The sequence below is a fragment of the Rhodococcus sp. AQ5-07 genome (assembly GCF_009707305.1).
Taxonomy (GTDB): Bacteria; Actinomycetota; Actinomycetes; order Mycobacteriales; family Mycobacteriaceae; genus Rhodococcus_F; species Rhodococcus_F erythropolis.
This window is the reverse complement of record NZ_CP046099.1, coordinates 2,552,272-2,570,705: the sequence shown is the minus strand read 5'-3', so window position 1 is coordinate 2,570,705 and position 18,434 is coordinate 2,552,272. Positions and strand designations below refer to the sequence as shown.

Here is an 18,434-nt window from a genome sequence, read left to right as displayed (position 1 = left end):
AGAAGTCGTCCGGTGTGGACGCGCTGAACGTAGCGAGGGGGTCCGACAGATGGTGGCCCGGAACGCACGGGATCGACCGTCCGTCAAGGAGGTCACGAATTGGTAACAATAAATATGAGGGGTTCCTCAGGTTTCTGAAAATCCCGGTAACAGTCCCAGGCAGGGCGTTCGCGACCTACTCGCGAGTCACTTTCTCGAAGTCTCGTGAGGAAGATCACGGCCTCGAAAGTCCAGATTTCCAGGGTGCCGACAAACGTGAGGAAATCCTCATGATTCTGTGTAAACCTTGTCTTGCACGAACGCCCTGACTCCGTCGATTCTCTCGACGAATTCGCGAGCACTTCAGCCGGGCAGCACACCGCAAATCCCACCTCGCCGCAGAGGTGACCAGGAGAGGACGTACGCGTGACGATCGATGACACGACACCTACAGGAAACGGACGCGACTCGAAGGGTGGACGCCGTTTCGGCGTCGATGGGGGACAGTCCCGCACGACCAGCAAAGGTGCCCTCGTCGATTCGCTGAACAACGGCGTTTCCTACGCAATCGCTTTCGGTGGACAGGGCGCTCCCTGGCTCACCTCGCTCGAGGAGCTCAGCCGTGACAACGGCCTGGAGCCCGTTCTGACCGATCTGGTCAATGACGCAGCCGCACGCCTCGCGCCCGTCGCACAGGATCTCCTCGTGGTTCGCCCGGTCGGATTCGATCCGATCGCGTGGATGCTCGAAGCCGAGATCGTCGACGAAGAAGAAGGTGAGAAGTCGGCCGGGCCTTCCGCTGCCGCGCTCACCGCAGCTCCGGTGTCACTCCCCGGCGTCTTCCTCACGCAGCTTGCGGCGTTGCGTGCACTCTCCGCTCAGGGTCTGGATGTAGCCGGTAACCCGCCTGCTGCCGTCATCGGCCACTCGCAGGGCCTGCTGGCCACCGCTGCCGTAGCCGCGCAGGGCAACGACGACGGTGAACTCCTCGCCGTCGCACAGCTCGTCGGTGCTGCTGCCAGCTTGGTCGGCCGTCGCCGCGGCGTCATCGCCGGCGCCTCCGCGAAGCCGATGGTTGCGGTCTCGGGCGTCGATCCCGAGCGTCTCGCCGCCATCGTCGCCGAGCTTGCCGAGGGTGTTGCCCCCGAACGCGCGGCTGTTCTCGCCATTCGCAACGGCCGTCGCCGCGTCGTTCTCGCCGGACCGCCCGCTCAGCTGGCACGCGTGCAAGAGCGTTGCGAGCAGATCGAAGCCGAAGAAGCTCGCGAGCGAGAGGGCAAGAAGCGTGGCGGTTCCGTCTTCGCTCCGTCCTTCGATCCGCTCGACACCGAAATCGGCTTCCATCACCCAGCATTGGCCGAGGCCGTCGAACTTGTCGGCAGCTGGGCAACCCGTTGCGGTCTCGATGCCGACCGTGCGCGTGAACTTGCACAGGGTGTCCTCGTCGATCCGGTCGACTGGGTCGAGGCTGTCGACGGCGCAATCTCCGCCGGCGCCAAGTGGATTCTCGATCTCGGACCCAGCGATCAGCTGACCCGTATGACGTCCTCTTCGCTGCGTGGGCAGGGCATCGGCATCATCGCCGCCGCCACCCGCGGCGGACACCGCAATCTGCTCACCCCCGGTGCTGCGCCTGAGGTCTCACGTTCGTGGAGCGAATTCGCGCCGAAGCCTGTTTCGCTTCCTGGTGGCCGCATCGGCGTCGAGACCGCGTTCACGAAGCTGACCGGTCGTTCACCCATCCTGCTCGCAGGCATGACGCCGACGACGGTCGACGCCAAGATCGTTGCCGCGGCAGCCAATGCCGGTCACTGGGCTGAGCTCGCCGGTGGCGGACAGGTCACCGAGGAAATCTTCGAAGACCGTGTCGCAGAGCTGAAGATGCTGCTCGAGCCGGGCCGCGCGGTCCAGTTCAACTCCCTGTTCCTCGACCCGTACCTGTGGAAGCTGCAGCTCGGTGGCAAGCGCCTTGTGCAGCGTGCCCGTACTGCCGGCGCTCCCATCGACGGCGTCATCATCACCGCCGGTATCCCGGAACTCGAAGAGGCCGTTGCCCTCATCGACGAGCTGTCCGAGATCGGCATCACCAACATCGCGTTCAAGCCAGGCACCGTGGCGCAGATCCGCTCCGTGATCCGCATCGCCAACGAGGTTCCGAACTTCCCGGTCATCGTGCACATCGAAGGCGGCCGCGCCGGCGGACACCACTCGTGGGAAGACCTCGACGACCTGCTCCTCGACACGTACGCCGAGCTGCGTACACGTCCGAACCTGGTCATCTGCGTCGGCGGCGGCATCGGAACACCCGAGCGAGCAGCCGATTACCTCACCGGTCGCTGGTCTGCCGCAGCCGGTTTCCCGGCCATGCCCGTCGACGGCATCCTCGTCGGCACGGCAGCCATGGCGACCCTCGAGGCCACCACCTCTCCTGAGGTCAAGCAGCTCCTCGTCGACACGCCCGGAACACCGGATTGGGTCGGTGCCGGTACCGCTGAAGGCGGAATGGCCTCTGGCCGTAGCCAGCTCGGTGCCGACATTCACGAGATCGACAACGCGGCTTCGCGCACCGGACGCCTCCTCGACGAGGTTGCCGGCGATTCCGAGGCAGTGGCCGAGCGCCGCGACGAGATCATCGCCGCCCTCGACGTCACCGCCAAGCCGTACTTCGGCGACGTCGAGACCATGACGTACGCACAGTGGCTGCGCCGCTATCTCGAGCTCACCGTCGGCATCGACGCGGCGAAGGAATTCGATTGCGGCGCAGATCTTCAGGACGCCATCGTCGAGGCGACCTCGAGCCCGTGGCTCGACATCACCTGGCGTGCTCGCTTCGGCGAGATGCTCCAGCGCACCGAGGCGCGTCTGCATCCGGTCGACCGTGGCCCGATCCCCACACTGTTCGGCGACGCCGAGACTCTCGAGCGCCCCGAGGCTGCGATCTGCGCACTGCAGGCGTCGTACCCGGACTACTCGACGACGGTTCTGCATCCCGCAGACGTCTCGTTCTTCACCTCGTTGTGCAAGACGCCGGGCAAGCCGGTCAACTTCGTTCCCGTCGTCGACGGTGACGTTCGCCGTTGGTGGCGCAGCGACTCCCTGTGGCAGGCACACGATCCCCGCTACACCGCCGATCAGGTTTGTGTCATCCCCGGCACCGTCGCCGTCGCGGGCATCACCCGTGTCGACGAGCCGGTCGGTGACCTGCTCGATCGCTTCGAGAAGGCGACCTACGACGAATTGGTTGCTGCCGGAGCCGCTCCGGTTGCACTCGCGAGCCGTCGCCACCAGGATTCCGCACCCGGACTTCTCGACGCCGTCCTCTCCGCTCCCGACCTCCAGTGGGCCGGCCGCCTGACCCAGAACCCTGTCCGTCGCCTCGGCGACCTCGACGAGTGGAACGCAGAGTCTGCCGACAAGGCAGTTCACGGCACCACGGGGTCCAGCTTGACCGTCGTCGATTCCTCGCACGTGCTGCTCTCGGTTCCGTTGGTGGCAGACAAGTCGGTCGACATCACGATCACCATCCCCGAGTCCGTCGTGGACGGCGGCGCTCCGGTTGTCACCGAGGCAGACGCCGAGGGTGCGATGTCCGCGCTGCTGGCAGTTGCTGCCGGACAGGAACTTCCGACAGTCAAGAACGGAAAGGCCCGCCTCAACGTCGCGTGGGTTCCCGATCGCATCGCCGATCACGCCGGTGTCACCGGTTCCGGCCTGCCCACCACGCTCAGTGTCAGCGGCAAGGCTGTTCCGGACGTCGTCGTCGGAGCATGCTGGCCTGCAGTGTTCGCAGTCCTCGGCGCAGCCAAGCTCGACAGTCTTTCAGTCATCGAAGGCATGCTCGACCTGGTCCACCTCGACCACACCGTCGACTTCGTCGGTGAACTTCCCTCCGAGACAAGCATTCTCGTGGTCAATGCCGAGGTCGCCTCGGTTCTCGACACCGACCTCGGTCGCGTCGTCGAGGTCAAGGTCGAGGTCGGTGCCATGCTCGGCGAGGGCCTCGACGCCCCCGCAGTCGTCACCATGACCGAGCGTTTCGCGATCCGCGGACGCACGGGCGCTGGCGAACTCGCCGACCCGGCTCGCGCCGGTGGATCGATCAGCGATGCGGCTGTCGACACCTCGCGTCGTCGTCGCCGTGACGCGAAGATCCTCGCGCCGGTCAGCATGGGTGCGTTCGCTCAGGTTTCCGGTGACCACAACCCGATTCACACCTCCGACAACGCCGCTCTGCTGGCCGGCCTCGGAACCCCGATCGTGCACGGCATGTGGCTCTCCGCCGCAGCGCAACAGGTAGTCACCGCAGTCGACCCGGCCGAGACCCGCGTCCCGCCGCGCCGCCTGACCGCCTGGACCGCCCGCTTCCTCGGGATGGTTCGCCCCGGCGCCGAGATCGACGTCCGCGTCGACCGTGTCGGCATCGACCAGGGCGCAGAAATCGTCGAGGTCGGCTGCCGCATCGACGGCGAACTGGTGATGGTCGCCACCGGCCGCACTGCCGCACCGAAGACCGTCTACGCCTTCCCCGGCCAGGGCATCCAGCGCCCGGGCATGGGCCTCGACGCTCGTGCACGCTCCAAGGCCGCCCGCGACGTCTGGGAGCGTGCGGACAAGCACACCCGCAAGGCGCTCGGATTCTCGATTCTCGCTGTCGTGCGCGACAACCCGGTGACCGTCAAGGCGCGCGGTGTCGAGCACAAGCATCCTGACGGTGTCCTGCACCTGACTCAGTTCACCCAGGTGGCCATGGCCGTTCTCGGTGTTGCCCAGGTTGCCGAGCTGCGCGAGTCCGGAACCTTCATCGAAGATTCCCTTCTGGCCGGTCACTCGGTTGGTGAGTACAACGCACTCGCTGCTGTCGCCGAGGTCTTCCCGCTCGAAGCACTTCTCGAGGTCGTCTTCCAGCGTGGCTCCGCCATGCACCAGCTCGTTCCCCGTGACGAAGCCGGACGCTCCGACTACCGCATGGCCGCTATTCGCCCGTCGCAGATCGGTGTTTCCGACGACGACGTGCAGGGCTTCGTCGCCGGTGTCGCCGAGGCTTCCGGTGAGTTCCTCGAAATCGTCAACCTGAACCTGCGCGGCAGCCAGTACGCCATCGCCGGTTCGGTAGCCGGTCTCGACGCACTCGAGGTCGAAATCGATCGTCGCCGAGCAGAATTCGGTGGCAAGCGGGCATACATCCAGGTTCCCGGCATCGACGTGCCGTTCCACTCCACCGTCCTTCGTGGCGGCGTGGCGGACTTCCGCGTGTGCCTGCAGGACTTGCTCCCGCACGACATCGATCCGGACATCCTGATCGGCCGCTACATCCCGAACCTGGTTCCGAAGCCGTTCTCGCTGCGTCGTGACTTCGTTCAGGAAATCGCCGACCTGGTGCCGTCCGAGCCGCTGCAGGAAGTCCTCGCAGATTTCGACAGCTACGCAACGCGCACTCATGAGTTGTCCCGCATCATCCTGATCGAGCTGCTGGCTTGGCAGTTCGCCAGCCCGGTCCGTTGGATCGAGACGCAGGACCTGCTCTTCGGTGACGAGTCCGAAGGTGGACTCGGGGTCGAACGCTTCGTCGAGATCGGTCTCGGCGCTGCCCCGACCGTTGCGAACCTCGCGTCGCAGACCCTCAAGCTGCCGGGCCGCTTCGGCTACCCGGTCGAGGTTCTCAATGTCGAGCGCGAAGCTGCGATCGTCTACGGCACCGACGTCGACCCCGCCGTCGATGACGACGACGAGATCGAAGCGCCTGCTGCGCAGGCTGCACCGGTTGCCGCGGCCGCTGCTCCGGTTGCAGCTGCTGCGCCGGCTGCACCCTCGGGTGGACCGCGTCCGGACGACCTCACCTTCAAGGCGCCCGACGCCACGAAGGTCCTGATCAGCCTGTGGACCAAGCTCCGTCCCGATCAGGTCGGCCCCGCCGACACGATCGAGGCACTGTGCGACGGCGTCTCCTCGCGTCGTAACCAGCTCCTGGTCGACCTCGGCTCCGAGCTGTCTCTCGGCGCCATCGACGGTGCCGCGGATGCCGACATGGGCTCCTTGGGAGCAACCGTCGACAAGCTCGCCCGTACGTACAAGCCGTTCGGACCGGTGCTCTCCGATTCGATCAACGATCACCTGCGCAAGGTCTTCGGCCCCTCGGGCAAGCGTCCCGGCTACATCGCCGACCGCGTCAAGAAGGTCTGGGAACTGGGCGACGGCTGGGCGCACCACGTCACCGCAGCAGTGGCTCTCGGCACCCGTGACGGCGCCAGCATCCGCGGCGGCGACCTCGGTGGCCTGAGCTCCGGCGGACTGGCCGACGCCGCAGCGGTCGACGCAGTCATCGACAGCGCAGTTGCCTCGGTCGGCTCTGCACGCGGAGTCAGTGTCTCGTTGCCGGCCACCGGCGGCGGAAGCGGCGGAACCGTCGACGCAGCCGCCCTGGGTGAGTTCACCGAGAACATCACCGGGCGCAACGGCGTTCTGGCCTCGGCTGCACGCCTGGTGCTCGAGCAGCTCGGACTGAACGAAGAAGCGGCAGTCGCGACGGTTGAGGACACCGAACTGGTCGACCTGGTCTCGGCTGAACTCGGCTCCGACTGGCCGCGTCTGGTTGCTCCGGCATTCGACGCACAGAAGGCCGTGCTGCTCGACGACCGTTGGGCAAGTGCGCGTGAGGATCTCGCTCGTATTTGGCTCGGTGACACCGCGTTGTCGGTCGAGAACTTCATCGGTGCCGGTTCCACCGTCGCCGCACAGGCCAAGTGGTGGGCCACCCGTGCAACCGACGAAGGCCGCACCGCGGTCGCCGAGGTCTACACCCGCATCGCTGATGCGGCCGTGACGACAGAATCCGACGCACCCGAGTGGGCAGGCGAGGTCGCAGTAGTGACCGGCGCCAGCAAGGGTTCCATCGCGGCAGCGGTCACGGGCAAGCTCCTTGCCGGTGGCGCAACGGTATTCGTGACCACCTCACGACTCGACGGTCAGCGTCTCGGCTTCTACCGCGACCTGTACCGCGAGAACGCTCGCGCCGGTGCAGCCCTCTGGGTGGTTCCCGCGAACATGGCGTCGTACACCGACGTCGACGCACTGATCGACTGGATCGGCAACGAGGCCACCGAGAATGCAGGCGGCGCAAAGAAGCTCATCAAGCCGGCCATGACGCCGACGATGCTCTTCCCGTTCGCAGCTCCGCGTGTCGGCGGCGAACTCTCCGACGCCGGCGCTCGCGCCGAAATGGAAATGCGCGTGCTGCTCTGGTCGGTGGAGCGCCTCATCGGCGGTCTGTCGAAGATCGGTTACGACAGCGATGTCGACACGCACCTGCACGTAGTGCTGCCCGGTTCGCCGAACCGCGGAACGTTCGGCGGCGACGGTGCTTACGGTGAGGCCAAGGCTTCGCTGATCGCCGTGGTCAACCGCTGGAAGGCCGAGCGGAACTGGGCCGAGCGGGTCACGTTGGCACACGCGGTCATCGGTTGGGTTCGCGGAACCGGACTCATGGGTCACAACGATCCGATCGTCGACGCGGTCGAAGCTGCGGGCGTCCGCACCTGGTCCACCCAGGAGATGGCGACCCAACTGCTGAAGACGGCAACCCGCGAGTCGCGGCGCGCTGCAGCAGAGGCTCCGCTCGAGGTCGACCTGACCGGCGGACTGTCCGAGGCCAACCTGGATCTGGGTGCTTTGGCCAAGGAAGCTGCCGAGGTTGCCGAGATCGCCGAGGCTGTCGACGAAGCAGTGGACGAGTCCAGCATCCTGGCGCTGCCCACGCCGGCTCGCATCGACGACTCGGTCAAGGCTCCGAGCTGGCCCGAACTGGACGTCACCCCCGCGGACCTCGTGGTCATCGTGGGTGCCGGAGAGCTCGGACCCTACGGTTCCTCGCGTACCCGCTTCGAGATGGAGGTCGACGAGCAGCTCTCTGCCGCAGGCGTTCTCGAATTGGCGTGGAACACCGGACTCATCGTCTGGGAGAACGACCCCAAGCCGGGCTGGTACGACGTCGAATCCGGTGACCTGGTACCCGAGGCGGAAATCGCCGACAAGTACCACGACGCAGTCGTCGAGCGTTGCGGCATCCGTCGCTACGTCGACGAGGGCGCGATGATCGACAACACCGCTCCGCTGCTCACCTCCGTGTTCCTGGACAAGGATCTGAGCTTCGTGGTCGGCAGTGAGGCAGAGGCTCAGGCCTTCGTCGAATCCGATCCGGAGAACACGACGGCGACGGTTTCCGCCGAGTCCGGAGACTGGACAGTCACTCGCCGCGCAGGCACCGAGATCCGCGTCCCGCGCAAGATGAAGCTGACTCGTAGTGTCGGCGGCCAGATCCCGACCAACTTCGACGTCACCAAGTGGGGCATCCCCGCCGACATGGCAGATTCGGTCGACCGCGTCGGACTCTGGAACATCGTCGCAACGGTGGACGCCTTCCTCACCGGCGGCTTCACTCCGAGCGAACTGCTCCGCTGGGTACACCCGAGCCTGGTCGCCAACACGCAGGGCACCGGCATGGGCGGCATGACCTCGATGCGGAGCCTGTACATCGACACGCTGCTCGGCGAGAACCGTCCGAACGACATCCTGCAGGAAGCGCTGCCGAACGTCATTGCAGCGCACGTCGTTCAGTCGTACGTCGGCGGTTACGGCGCGATGGTTCACCCCGTCGCCGCCTGCGCCACGGCAGCGGTATCCGTCGAAGAAGGCGTCGACAAGATCCGACTCGGCAAGGCGCAGTTGGTTGTTGCCGGCGGGTTCGACGATCTGAGCACGGAAGGCATCATCGGCTTCGGTGACATGTCGGCAACTGCCAAGACCGAGGACATGCACGCCAAGGGCATCGAGGATCGCCGCTTCTCGCGGGCCAACGATCGTCGCCGCGGCGGATTCGTCGAGTCGGCCGGTGGCGGAACGATTCTCCTCGCTCGCGGAGACCTGGCACTCGAGATGGGCCTGCCCGTCCTCGGTGTGGTCGCCTGGGCCGGATCGTTCGCCGACGGTGTCCACACCTCGATCCCGGCACCGGGACTCGGAGCACTGGGCGCCGGACGTGGGGGAGCGGATTCGCAGCTCGCACTCTCGCTCAACGCTCTCGGCGTGAGCGCCGACGACATCGCCGTGATCTCCAAGCACGACACCTCCACTGCCGCCAACGATCCGAACGAGGCAGAGCTGCACGAGCGCCTCGCCGGGGCATTGGGACGCAGTGAAGGTGCGCCGATGTTCGTGGTCTCGCAGAAGAGCCTGACCGGTCACGCCAAGGGTGGTGCCGCAGCCTTCCAGCTGATCGGGCTCTGCCAGGTACTGAGCCAGGGCATCGTCCCGCCGAACCGCAGCCTCGACTGCGTCGACGACAAGATGGCCGAGTTCGAGCACCTCGTGTGGGCACGTCAGCCGCTCAAGTTCGGTGATCAGCTTCCGCTGCGTGCCGGCCTGCTGACCAGCCTCGGCTTCGGTCACGTCTCCGGCCTGATCGCAGTCGTGCACCCGCAGGCATTCGTCGAGTCGGTTCCGGCCGACAAGCGCGCCGACTATGTTGCTGCGGCGCAGCAGCGGACGATCGACGGTCAGCGCCGCCTCGCCAAGGCGATGTGCGGTGGCGACAGCCTCTACGAGCGCCCGGCGGATCGTCGCCTCGGTGCCGACGGAACGCCGGCAAAGGCGTCGCGTCAGCTCGAAGCGGACATGCTGCTGAGCGAGGACGCACGACTCGGCGCAGATCTGGTGTACCGCTCGAATCTGCCCGGCTGCAAGTAATAATCACGGTATGGGAGTTCTGGGTATCGGCTTCGACCTCGTGACGGTGTCGGAGTTCGCCGAGCAATTGAACAGGCCGGGAACGGCAATGCTCGACAACTTCACACCGGGCGAGCGTCGAGACGCCGCTACCCGGAGCTCCGAACCGGCACGACATTTCGCCGCCCGGTGGGCAGCGAAGGAAGCAGTGATCAAGGCATGGTCAACTGCTCTCTTCGCCAGCCCGCCGGTGCTGGGGGAGATGATCCACAATCAGATCGAGGTCATCTCGGACGCCTGGGGTCGCCCGGGCATCCGGCTTCGCGGTGACGTGGCCAAACACCTCACCGGAGTGAAAATTCATATCTCGCTCACCCACGACGGGGACATGGCGGGCGCTTTCGCGGTCATCGAATCCGACCCGGAGTAGCACTGCCGGACACGAAAGAGCCGGTCTCCCAAGGGGAGACCGGCTCTTTGTCGTTCGACTAGTCCTTCGTGCGGGATTCCTTCTCGGCGACGAGGAGATACGCGATCATCAACCTTTTCAGTTCGGCGACGGCGTCGGCATGCGACTGACCGTCCTGAACCGAGAAATTGAGCATCGAATACACCACGTGGACAAGAACTTCCGCCATCATCAGGCGACGATCTCGCCGCGTACGAGGCGTCAACGGACCGAGCATTTTCGCTACGGTCTCGGCGAATTGCTTTTCGTGAATGACTCCGGTGGCCCGCGTGGACGGCGTCGACTGCATCGCCAGCCAGACCTCGCGGCGCGATGGATCGGACGTCCACAGTCCGGCCATGTGATCGACGAAACTGTTCAGGAACCGCAACCAGTCGAGCGAGGGTACTTCGCCGCCGAACTGCGCAAGCTCGTGCTGGACCCCGACGAGGTCCTGGCGGTTCAATTCGCACACGATGACGTACTTGTTCGCGAAGAATTGGTAGAGCGTCCCGATCGGGACGTCAGCACGTGCCGCGACCTCTTCGCAGGTGAACGATTCGAAACCGACATCGGTGAGGAGTTCCCGTGACGCTGCCAGGAGTGCGTCGAATTTACGCTGGCTGCGCTCTTGCGTCGGACGCTTGCGCGGCAGCAGTTCCTGCGGTTCTTCGAGGCTCTGAGGATTCTCCAGTGCTGGGTCGACTCGTCGCCGCGCGCGGTTACGAGTCGTGGGCTGCACGTCTTCCAGGCTATCGGTGTTTTCTGTCGAATTTGGGACTTGTGCATTATCCGGTGTCATCGGCCACCTACTTCGGCGGTCGTGATCGGTCGAAACGCACCGCGCAGGTGCGCGCACACGAGTCCCGATGCTGTTGCCACACCTCGATACTAGGTGACCACCTGTCCAGTAGCTGAAGAGGTTGCTGCGCGGTGTGGCGCAACGGCGATCCTGCCGACTCCCTACGCCCGATTCGGGCACACTGAGATTCTTCGGGCACACCGAGGTTCGATGCCGAGGAGAGGGAGACGATGACGGAAGAACTGCGAACCGCGGTACGTGAACTCATGCCGCGTGCCCATGAGGATCTGAGTGCACTTGTGGCGATGAAGTCCGTCGCAGATGCACGGCAGTACCCGCCGGAAGAATGCGCGGCCGCGGCACATTGGGTCCTGGAGGCATTCCGCGATCAGGGTTTCGCCGATATCGAGGCGATCGAGACCCCCGACGGCTCGGCCGCCGTCGTCGGTCGTCGACCAGGTCCAGACGGTGCTCCGACCGTTCTGCTGTACTGCCACTACGACGTTCAGCCGCCGGGAAACGAAGAGCTCTGGGGCTCGCCGCCTTTCACACTCACCGAGCGGGGTGGACGGTGGTACGGACGCGGCGCTTCCGACTGCAAGGGCAACGTCGTCATGCATCTGACAGCTCTGCGAGCGCTCGCCGCTGCCGGTGTGGATCCGAGCGCACATCTGACGATCGTCGCCGAAGGATCCGAGGAGATGGGCACTGGCGGTCTCGAGGATCTGGTGCGAGAGCGGCCCGAACTTTTTGCGGCCGACATGATCCTGATCGCCGATACCGGCAACACCGAGGTGGGGGAGCCGACGATCACGACATCACTGCGCGGGATCGCCAACGTGGTGGTCCACGTGTCGACGCTCGAGGGTGAGATTCACTCCGGTGTCTTCGGTGGACCGGCACCCGATGCGATCACCGCGCTGGTGCACATTCTCTCGACGCTGCACGACGGCGCCGGAAACACCACTGTCGAAGGCTTGACCAACGACCAGGAGTGGGAGGGAGTCAGTTACGACGGCGATCAGTTCCGCTCCGACGCCGGGGTACCCGAAGGGGTACAGCTGACTGGTTCCGGTTCGGTCGCCGAGCAGGTGTGGGCTCGTCCGGCGCTGACCATCCTGGGTATCGACTGCCCGCCGGTCGTGGGTTCTGCGGCGGCAATCACGCCCCGTGCATCCGCACGCCTGAATCTTCGTGTCCCGCCTGGCACGGATCCGGCGCAGGCACAGAAGTTGTTGACTGACCACCTCCGCGCAGCGGCGCCGTGGGGCGTCCACATCGAGGTCGTACCGGAATCGACGGGATCACCGTTCTCGTCCTCGACGGAAGGAGCGGGTTTCGCGCAGCTGAAGTCTGCGCTGACCGATGCCTACGGCCGCGAAGTGGGGTTTGCCGGCCAAGGGGGATCGATTCCGCTGTGCAGTGCGTTGGCCGAGCAGTTCCCCGACGCGGAGATCGCGTTGATCGGCGTCGAGGAACCGCAGTGCCGCATTCATGCACCTGACGAAAGCGTCGACCCGTCGGAGATCGAGAATCTCGCTTTCGCGGAGGCGCTGTTCTTGAGCAGGTACGGGAGTTAGACGGATAGATCGCGTCGTAGCTTGGCGACATGGCCGGTGGCCCGGACGTTGTACTGGGCCACCTCGATCTTGCCTTCCTCGTCAACGAGGAACGTCGAGCGGATGACGCCCTGGACCGTCTTGCCGTACATCTTCTTCTCTCCGAATGCGCCCCAGGCTTCGAGCGTCGCCTTCTCGGGGTCGGAGAGCAGCGGGAAGGTCAGCTCTTCGGTATCGCGGAACTTCGCGAGTTTTGCTGGCTTGTCCGGCGAGATTCCGACGACCTCCAGCCCGGCGCCGTTCAATTCGGCGAGGCTGTCGCGGAAGTCGCAGGCCTGCTTGGTGCACCCCGGGGTGCTGGCCGCGGGGTAGAAGTACACGATGACCTTGCGGCCGCGGTAATCGTGAAGCGAAACCTCGTTGCCGTCGGCGTCTGGGAGCGTGAAATCCGGCGCGACGTCGCCGGCGGACAATCTACTGTTCTCGGTCACGGGAATCGAGGTTAGTCGAGAAATTGCGCGGCAGGTGGGCGCGAGGGCATTCTGCTCCTCTACGGTAGAGCGAAGTGTCGGCGCGCTGCGTCCGCACAGCAGACCCGCACACAGAGCAGCAGAACACAGACAAGTTGGAGGACACGTGCCCAGGGACACCGAGAGCATCGAACGCGAGATCGAGAAGGCGCGTAACCAGCTCGCGAGCACACTCGACGAACTGACGGTCCGCACCAACCCGAAGCGGCTGGTCGAGAACACCAAGAAGACGGTGCTCGCCAAGCTCAACGAGCCGGCAGTGAAGTACGCGCTGATCGCAGTTGGTTCCGTGGTGGGACTACTCGTGGTCCGGAAGATCATTCGCTGACCCGAGTTTTCGAAGGCAGCACATGAAGAAGGCCCCCACCTGGTGAGGTGGGGGCCTTCTTGCAAGTGCGCCCACAGGGACTCGAACCCCGGACCCAGTGATTAAGAGTCACTTGCTCTACCAACTGAGCTATAGGCGCTCGCTCTTGCGAGACAGAACATTAGCCGACAGGCTCAGGAGTTTGCAAAACGCGTGTTCATCGTGGTGACGATGGTTACATCGCTTCCGGAATTCACGAGTGTGGCGGGCGTGAATCCGGCCAGCGGACGGTGCTTTCCAACTGCTGTGCGACGGCGAGAATCGCCGATTCGCCACCGCTGCGCGCAACCAGTTGGACGCTCAGGGGGAGTCCATGTTCGGAGAAGCCGGCGGGTACCGCGGCCGCCGGGTTGCCGCAGACATTCCAGATAGAACAGTAGGCGGCGATCGGCAACGCCTTGCGGACTGCGGACAGAAGGCCGGTTCCTTCGAGTTGTCCGATCGGGCGTGGCAGCGCGGGCGTCGTCGGCATCAGGACCAGGTCGAAGGTGTCGAAGACCTGGTTGACCGTCGCTGCAATTCGCTCACCTTTGCGGTAGGCGAATTTACCGACGCGCGCGGGTGCAGCTATCCGGCCGATCGAGGCGAGCGCTCGCGTGCGCTTCTCGAGAAGCGCTGGATGATCGACACGAAGCGCTTCGTCGCGGACACCGCCGAGCACCTGCGGGAGAAAAGCGGCAGTGGCATCCGGGTACTCGGGATCATGTTCTTCGACGTGATGTCCCAACACGCTCAACATCTCTGCGATCGAGAGCACCGCGGCAACGATCTCCGCTGACGGACGGACGCCCCGGACCGGACTCCGGGTGGACACCGCGATGCGAAGCGGCCCGGGTGCCGACACGGCCGCGTCGGCAAAGCTGGTTCGGAGCGTTTCGGCCGTGTAGTCGTCGATCTCGGTGGTACCGGTGATTGCGTCGTATACGAGCGCGCTGTCCTCGACCGAACGAGTGAGAGGCCCGAGTGTGCCGAGTCCGCGCCAGAGGTTTCGGTTCGGCGCGGTGCTCACCCGACCGCGTTGCGGCTTGAGTCCGAACAACCCGCAGAACGCCGAAGGCAATCGTATGGAACCGCCGCCGTCGCCGCCTATTGCCGCCGCGACCATTCCCGACGCGACGGCCGACGCAGATCCTCCGCTCGATCCGCCGGTGGATATGCCGGTGTCCCAAGGGTTTCTCATGTATCCGTTTGCGGCAGTCTCGGTGAAGGGCCAGATGCCGAACTCGGGCATGGTCGTCTTGCCGACGATCACCGCACCCGCTTCGCGCAACCGACGGACAACCTCTGAATCGGCCGATGCGATGCGCGTTGCTGCCGCACCGCCGTACGTCGTCGGCGTTCCGGCGACGTCGTTCTCGTCCTTGATTGCAATCGGGACTCCGTGCAGTGGGCCCAGGGTTTTGCCGTCGGCCTGACGTTGATCGAGCCGTGTCGCCTCGTCGAGTGCTTCGTCCGCGAGAACTCGTACAAATGCGTTGAGCGTCGAATCGAGGCGCTCGATACGGCGAAGTGTGGTCTCGGTGAGTTCGCGGGCGGACAAAGCTCCGGACCGGATCAGAGCTGCCTGACCTGCCACCCCGGCAAATGCCAGTTCGCCGCCGGGCGTGAATTCGCGCTCAGTCATCAGACCTCCAGGCCGTGGTTCCGGTAACTGTGAAGTCTATTCACCACGACCTGTCCACCAAGCCACAAAGAAAAATCCCCACCTTCCGAAGAAGGTGGGGACCTTTGCAAGTGCGCCCACAGGGACTCGAACCCCGGACCCAGTGATTAAGAGTCACTTGCTCTACCAACTGAGCTATAGGCGCTCGCTCTTGCGAGACAGAACATTAGCCGAATCGCCGGTTCGGGAGCAAATCGCCAGGTGGCGGCCTCGCTGCCGTAGTCCAATCGGAGGAAATCCGCTGAAAGCGGTAACAAAACGGACGGTTCGGAGCGATTGATACTTGAACGTTACTGACGGCGTGGCCCTTCATGACCGTTGGTAACGAGCGCGCCTGGCATCATTGGTGCAGCGCAGTCATACCGCAAGTCCCACTTGCCTTCCGGTAAGTGGGATTCGCATGTGATGCGGAAGTTAGTCGGAGAAATTGTGAAGCGGAGTCGAACGATGAGTCGTCAAAGGTGGGGTCTGTCCGTGCGCGGGGGGAACGGTCGAGTGTCGAAGAGTGCGGCGATGATCGCGGTGTCTCTCGGTGCGCTCGTTCTGGTCACCGCGTGCACGTCGGGTGGCAAGGACGTCAGCACCGAGGGATCGGCGCCGATCGATTCCAATCCGCTCACCGAACTCATCAAGCCGAAGCTCACCTCGACCGCCGCCGACGGCGCTGTCGGCTTCTCGCCGGGCGACCCGGTCAAGATCAACGTCGCTGACGGCGCCCTGTCCGACGTGACGATGGTCAATCAGGACGGCAAGGCAGTTGCCGGCGCGATTGCTGCCGACGGTGCGTCGTGGACGACCACCGAACCGCTCGGCTACAACCGCAAGTACAAAATCGAGGCCCGCGCATTCGGATTGGGCGGCGCCAGTACGACGGTCACGTCCTTCACCACCAGCGCACCCGGCAACGTCACGAAGCCGTATGTCTTGCCGAACGAGGGCGACGTGGTCGGCATCGGTCAGCCCATCGCGGTGCAGTTCGACGAGAACATCCCCGATCGCAAGGCTGCCGAAGCTGCGATCACCGTCACCACGACTCCGACCGTCGAAGGTGCGTTCTACTGGGTCAACAATCGTGAGGTCCGTTGGCGTCCGGAGAACTACTGGGCACCCGGCACCAAGGTCGACGTGAGCGTCAACGTGTACGGGCGCAATCTCGGCAAGGGAGTCTTCGGGCAGGAAGACGCGAAGAGTTCCTTCACCATCGGTGATGCCGTCATCGCCACGGCGGACGACAACACCAAGCAGGTCACTTTCCAGGTCAACGGTGAGACCGTCATGACCATGCCCACCTCCATGGGCAAGGACAGCACTCCCACCGACAACGGCGTCTACATCATCGGTGACCGCTTCGCGAACATGATCATGGACTCGTCCACGTACGGCGTCCCGGTCACCTCGGCGCAGGGTTACAAGACCCCCGTCGACTGGGCGACCCGAATGTCCTACAGCGGCATCTTCTTCCACTCGGCGCCGTGGTCGGTCGGGCAGCAGGGCTACTCCAACACCAGTCACGGCTGCCTCAACCTGAGCCCGTCCAACGCCAAGTGGGTCTACGACAACACCAAGCGCGGGGACATCGTCGTCGTCAAGAACACCGTCGGCGGAACGCTCTCCGGCACCGACGGCCTCGGTGACTGGAACATTCCCTGGAGCGTCTGGAAGACCGGCAACGCGGACGTCTGAGTGCGTCCCTGAAGCACTGAACGTCAGAATGCCCCCGACCGTCCGGTTGGGGGCATTTCTGCATCTGTAATCCTTTTGTGAGCGAAAGTGCCTCTCGGTCTATCTGAGGCGACGGGAGGTACGTTCGCTCGGCGTCAGCGTCGACCGAAGGCGTCCACTCCGGTCATTTCAGCGGACAGTGCCCACAATCTGCGTGCGTCGTCGCGATCGGTAGCCCAAGGCTTCACGCCGCCGACGCTCATGTCATCAGTCTGCGCGACGTCCGCGATGTTGCAGTCCTGGAGGTACGCGCCGGAGTGATCGGCGAGTATCGGTGCCGTCGCTGCCCACACCGTTGTAGCGGCGCCCTGGGAGGGAGTCTTGAATCCCGGCACGGCGTCGCCATTCGACGTCGTCCATCCGAGATCGTGTTTCTCCGATGCAGAGAAGTGACGTTGAAGGGGAGTGAGGATGCTCCCGGGATGGACGGAGAACGCAGTGATGCCGCGTGAAGCACCGGAGCTCGCCAGCTGTACAGCGAATAGAGCAATTGCAGTCTTGGCTTGACCGTACGCAAGCCAGCGGTCGTAACCGTTGCGGAAATGTATGTCATCCCAACGCACTCCCGACAGAAAATGTCCCGCCGACGAGACAGCGACTACGCGAGAACCGTTTGCGGGCATTGCTGGCACCAGCAGGTTCACCAGTACAAAGTGCCCGAGGTGATTGATCGCGAATTGTGATTCCCAGCCGGAGCCGACACGGAGTTCCGGGCAGGCCATGACCCCCGCATTGCAGATGATGATGTCCGGAGTGATCCGGGATTCGAGAATTTCTCGCGCACACGATCTGACACTGCTCGGGTCCGACAGGTCGCACGCTCGCACTTCGATACCCGGAAGGTCGGCCACCTCGCTCCGTGCCTGTTCTGGTCGGCGGGCAAGAACTACAACTCGCGCGCCGACCGAAGAAAGTGACCGCGAAATTTCGTATCCGAGTCCGGAGTACCCGCCAGTGACCAAAGCAGTTGTGCCGGTTAAATCTTGTCCGGCAAGTACGTCGTCGGCAGTGGAGATTCGGGAGAATCCGGTGTTGATTTTGCGCTGAATGGAATTCATGGCCGCGACCGTAAAATCTGGAGTGCACTCCAGGTCAAGGAAAGGTAGACGGGCAATGCGTGAACTATCAATCGGTGACGTAGCTGTCGAGACCGGAATCAGCATCGATTCCCTTCGATACTTCGAACGTGAGGAATTGCTCGTTCACGAGGTTGCGCGCTCGGCAGGTGGGCGTCGGGTCTACGCCGAAAACGATGTCGCTTGGTTGAAGCTGTGCAATCGATTCCGAGACTCGGGTATGCCGATCGCAACGATCCGCGAATTCGCCGCACTCGTCAGGTCAGGGCCGGGAAACGAGAAGGAACGGCTTTCACTTCTACAAAAGCATGAGGTGTTGATTCGATCCAGGATCTCTGCGCTGCAGGACAACCTGACCGTCATCCACGACAAGGTTTCGGCATACGAGCGACACGTTCGCGAGGGGACCGTCGCAGGTGTCTGGGAGCCGCAACTGTCGCCCGAGTGATCGACGGCTGGGCCATTTGCGGCGATTTCCAGCTACCCCGATGTGAGCGAAAGTGGCTTTCGGTCTCTCTGAGGCGACGAGAGGTACGTTCGCTCGGCCCGGGCACGGGTTGCTCGGGAGCGG

General features: G+C 64.3%; 10 protein-coding genes and 2 tRNA genes. 6 read left to right on the top strand and 6 right to left on the bottom strand.

The window, feature by feature from the left end; genetic code table 11:
• Positions 1 to 405: 405 nt before the first annotated feature.
• Together GJB56_RS11770 and acpS are read left to right on the top strand one after the other, a co-directional pair.
• Positions 406 to 9,717 (top strand): type I polyketide synthase, encoded by a 9,312-nt coding sequence (locus tag GJB56_RS11770; protein ID WP_113684219.1) that lies wholly within the window; start codon positions 406 to 408, stop codon positions 9,715 to 9,717.
• A 10-nt stretch (positions 9,718 to 9,727) separates the two neighbouring features.
• Complete coding sequence (gene acpS / locus GJB56_RS11765) at positions 9,728 to 10,126, top strand: holo-ACP synthase AcpS (protein ID WP_020970027.1); 399 nt, start codon at positions 9,728 to 9,730, stop codon at positions 10,124 to 10,126.
• 58 nt (positions 10,127 to 10,184) lie between these two features.
• Here the strand turns inward: acpS and GJB56_RS11760 are convergent, their stop codons facing one another.
• Positions 10,185 to 10,886, bottom strand: coding sequence for a TetR family transcriptional regulator (locus tag GJB56_RS11760; protein ID WP_019749142.1), 702 nt, complete (start codon positions 10,884 to 10,886; stop codon positions 10,185 to 10,187).
• A gap of 290 nt (positions 10,887 to 11,176) precedes the next feature.
• On the opposite strand from GJB56_RS11760, the gene GJB56_RS11755 reads away from it, so the two are divergent.
• Positions 11,177 to 12,526 carry a dipeptidase gene (locus GJB56_RS11755; protein ID WP_113684220.1) on the top strand — a complete coding sequence of 450 codons (1,350 nt, stop codon included), beginning with the start codon at positions 11,177 to 11,179 and terminating at the stop codon, positions 12,524 to 12,526.
• Here the strand turns inward: GJB56_RS11755 and bcp are convergent.
• Positions 12,523 to 12,996: a thioredoxin-dependent thiol peroxidase gene (gene bcp, locus GJB56_RS11750; protein ID WP_019749140.1), complete on the bottom strand. Its 474-nt coding sequence runs from the start codon at positions 12,994 to 12,996 to the stop codon at positions 12,523 to 12,525. The genes GJB56_RS11755 and bcp overlap by 4 nt on opposite strands.
• 145 nt (positions 12,997 to 13,141) lie before the next feature.
• Here bcp and GJB56_RS11745 point away from each other — a divergent pair, with 145 nt between their 5' ends.
• A complete protein-coding gene (locus GJB56_RS11745; protein WP_003945299.1) occupies positions 13,142 to 13,363 on the top strand; it encodes a DUF3618 domain-containing protein in 222 nt (73 codons plus the stop codon).
• A gap of 66 nt (positions 13,364 to 13,429) precedes the next feature.
• On the opposite strand, the gene GJB56_RS11740 is transcribed toward GJB56_RS11745, so the two are convergent.
• From GJB56_RS11740 to GJB56_RS11730, 3 genes are all read right to left on the bottom strand, one after another.
• Positions 13,430 to 13,502: transfer RNA gene (locus GJB56_RS11740), tRNA-Lys, on the bottom strand.
• A gap of 93 nt (positions 13,503 to 13,595) precedes the next feature.
• Positions 13,596 to 15,026 (bottom strand): amidase, encoded by a 1,431-nt coding sequence (locus GJB56_RS11735; RefSeq protein ID WP_113684221.1) that lies wholly within the window; start codon positions 15,024 to 15,026, stop codon positions 13,596 to 13,598.
• 111 nt (positions 15,027 to 15,137) lie between these two features.
• Positions 15,138 to 15,210, bottom strand: a tRNA-Lys gene (locus GJB56_RS11730).
• Between the two features lie 329 nt (positions 15,211 to 15,539).
• Here GJB56_RS11730 and GJB56_RS11725 point away from each other — a divergent pair.
• Entirely contained in the window at positions 15,540 to 16,748 is a 1,209-nt protein-coding gene (locus GJB56_RS11725) for a L,D-transpeptidase (RefSeq protein WP_019749139.1), read from the top strand.
• 134 nt (positions 16,749 to 16,882) lie between these two features.
• Here the strand turns inward: GJB56_RS11725 and GJB56_RS11720 are convergent, their stop codons facing one another.
• The gene (locus GJB56_RS11720) at positions 16,883 to 17,845 is read right to left on the bottom strand and encodes an oxidoreductase (protein ID WP_113684222.1); all 963 of its coding nucleotides are present in this window, start codon (positions 17,843 to 17,845) and stop codon (positions 16,883 to 16,885) included.
• Positions 17,846 to 17,900: 55 nt separating this feature from the next.
• On the opposite strand from GJB56_RS11720, the gene GJB56_RS11715 reads away from it, so the two are divergent.
• Entirely contained in the window at positions 17,901 to 18,311 is a 411-nt protein-coding gene (locus GJB56_RS11715) for a MerR family transcriptional regulator (RefSeq protein ID WP_113684223.1), read from the top strand.
• Positions 18,312 to 18,434 lie beyond the last annotated feature (123 nt).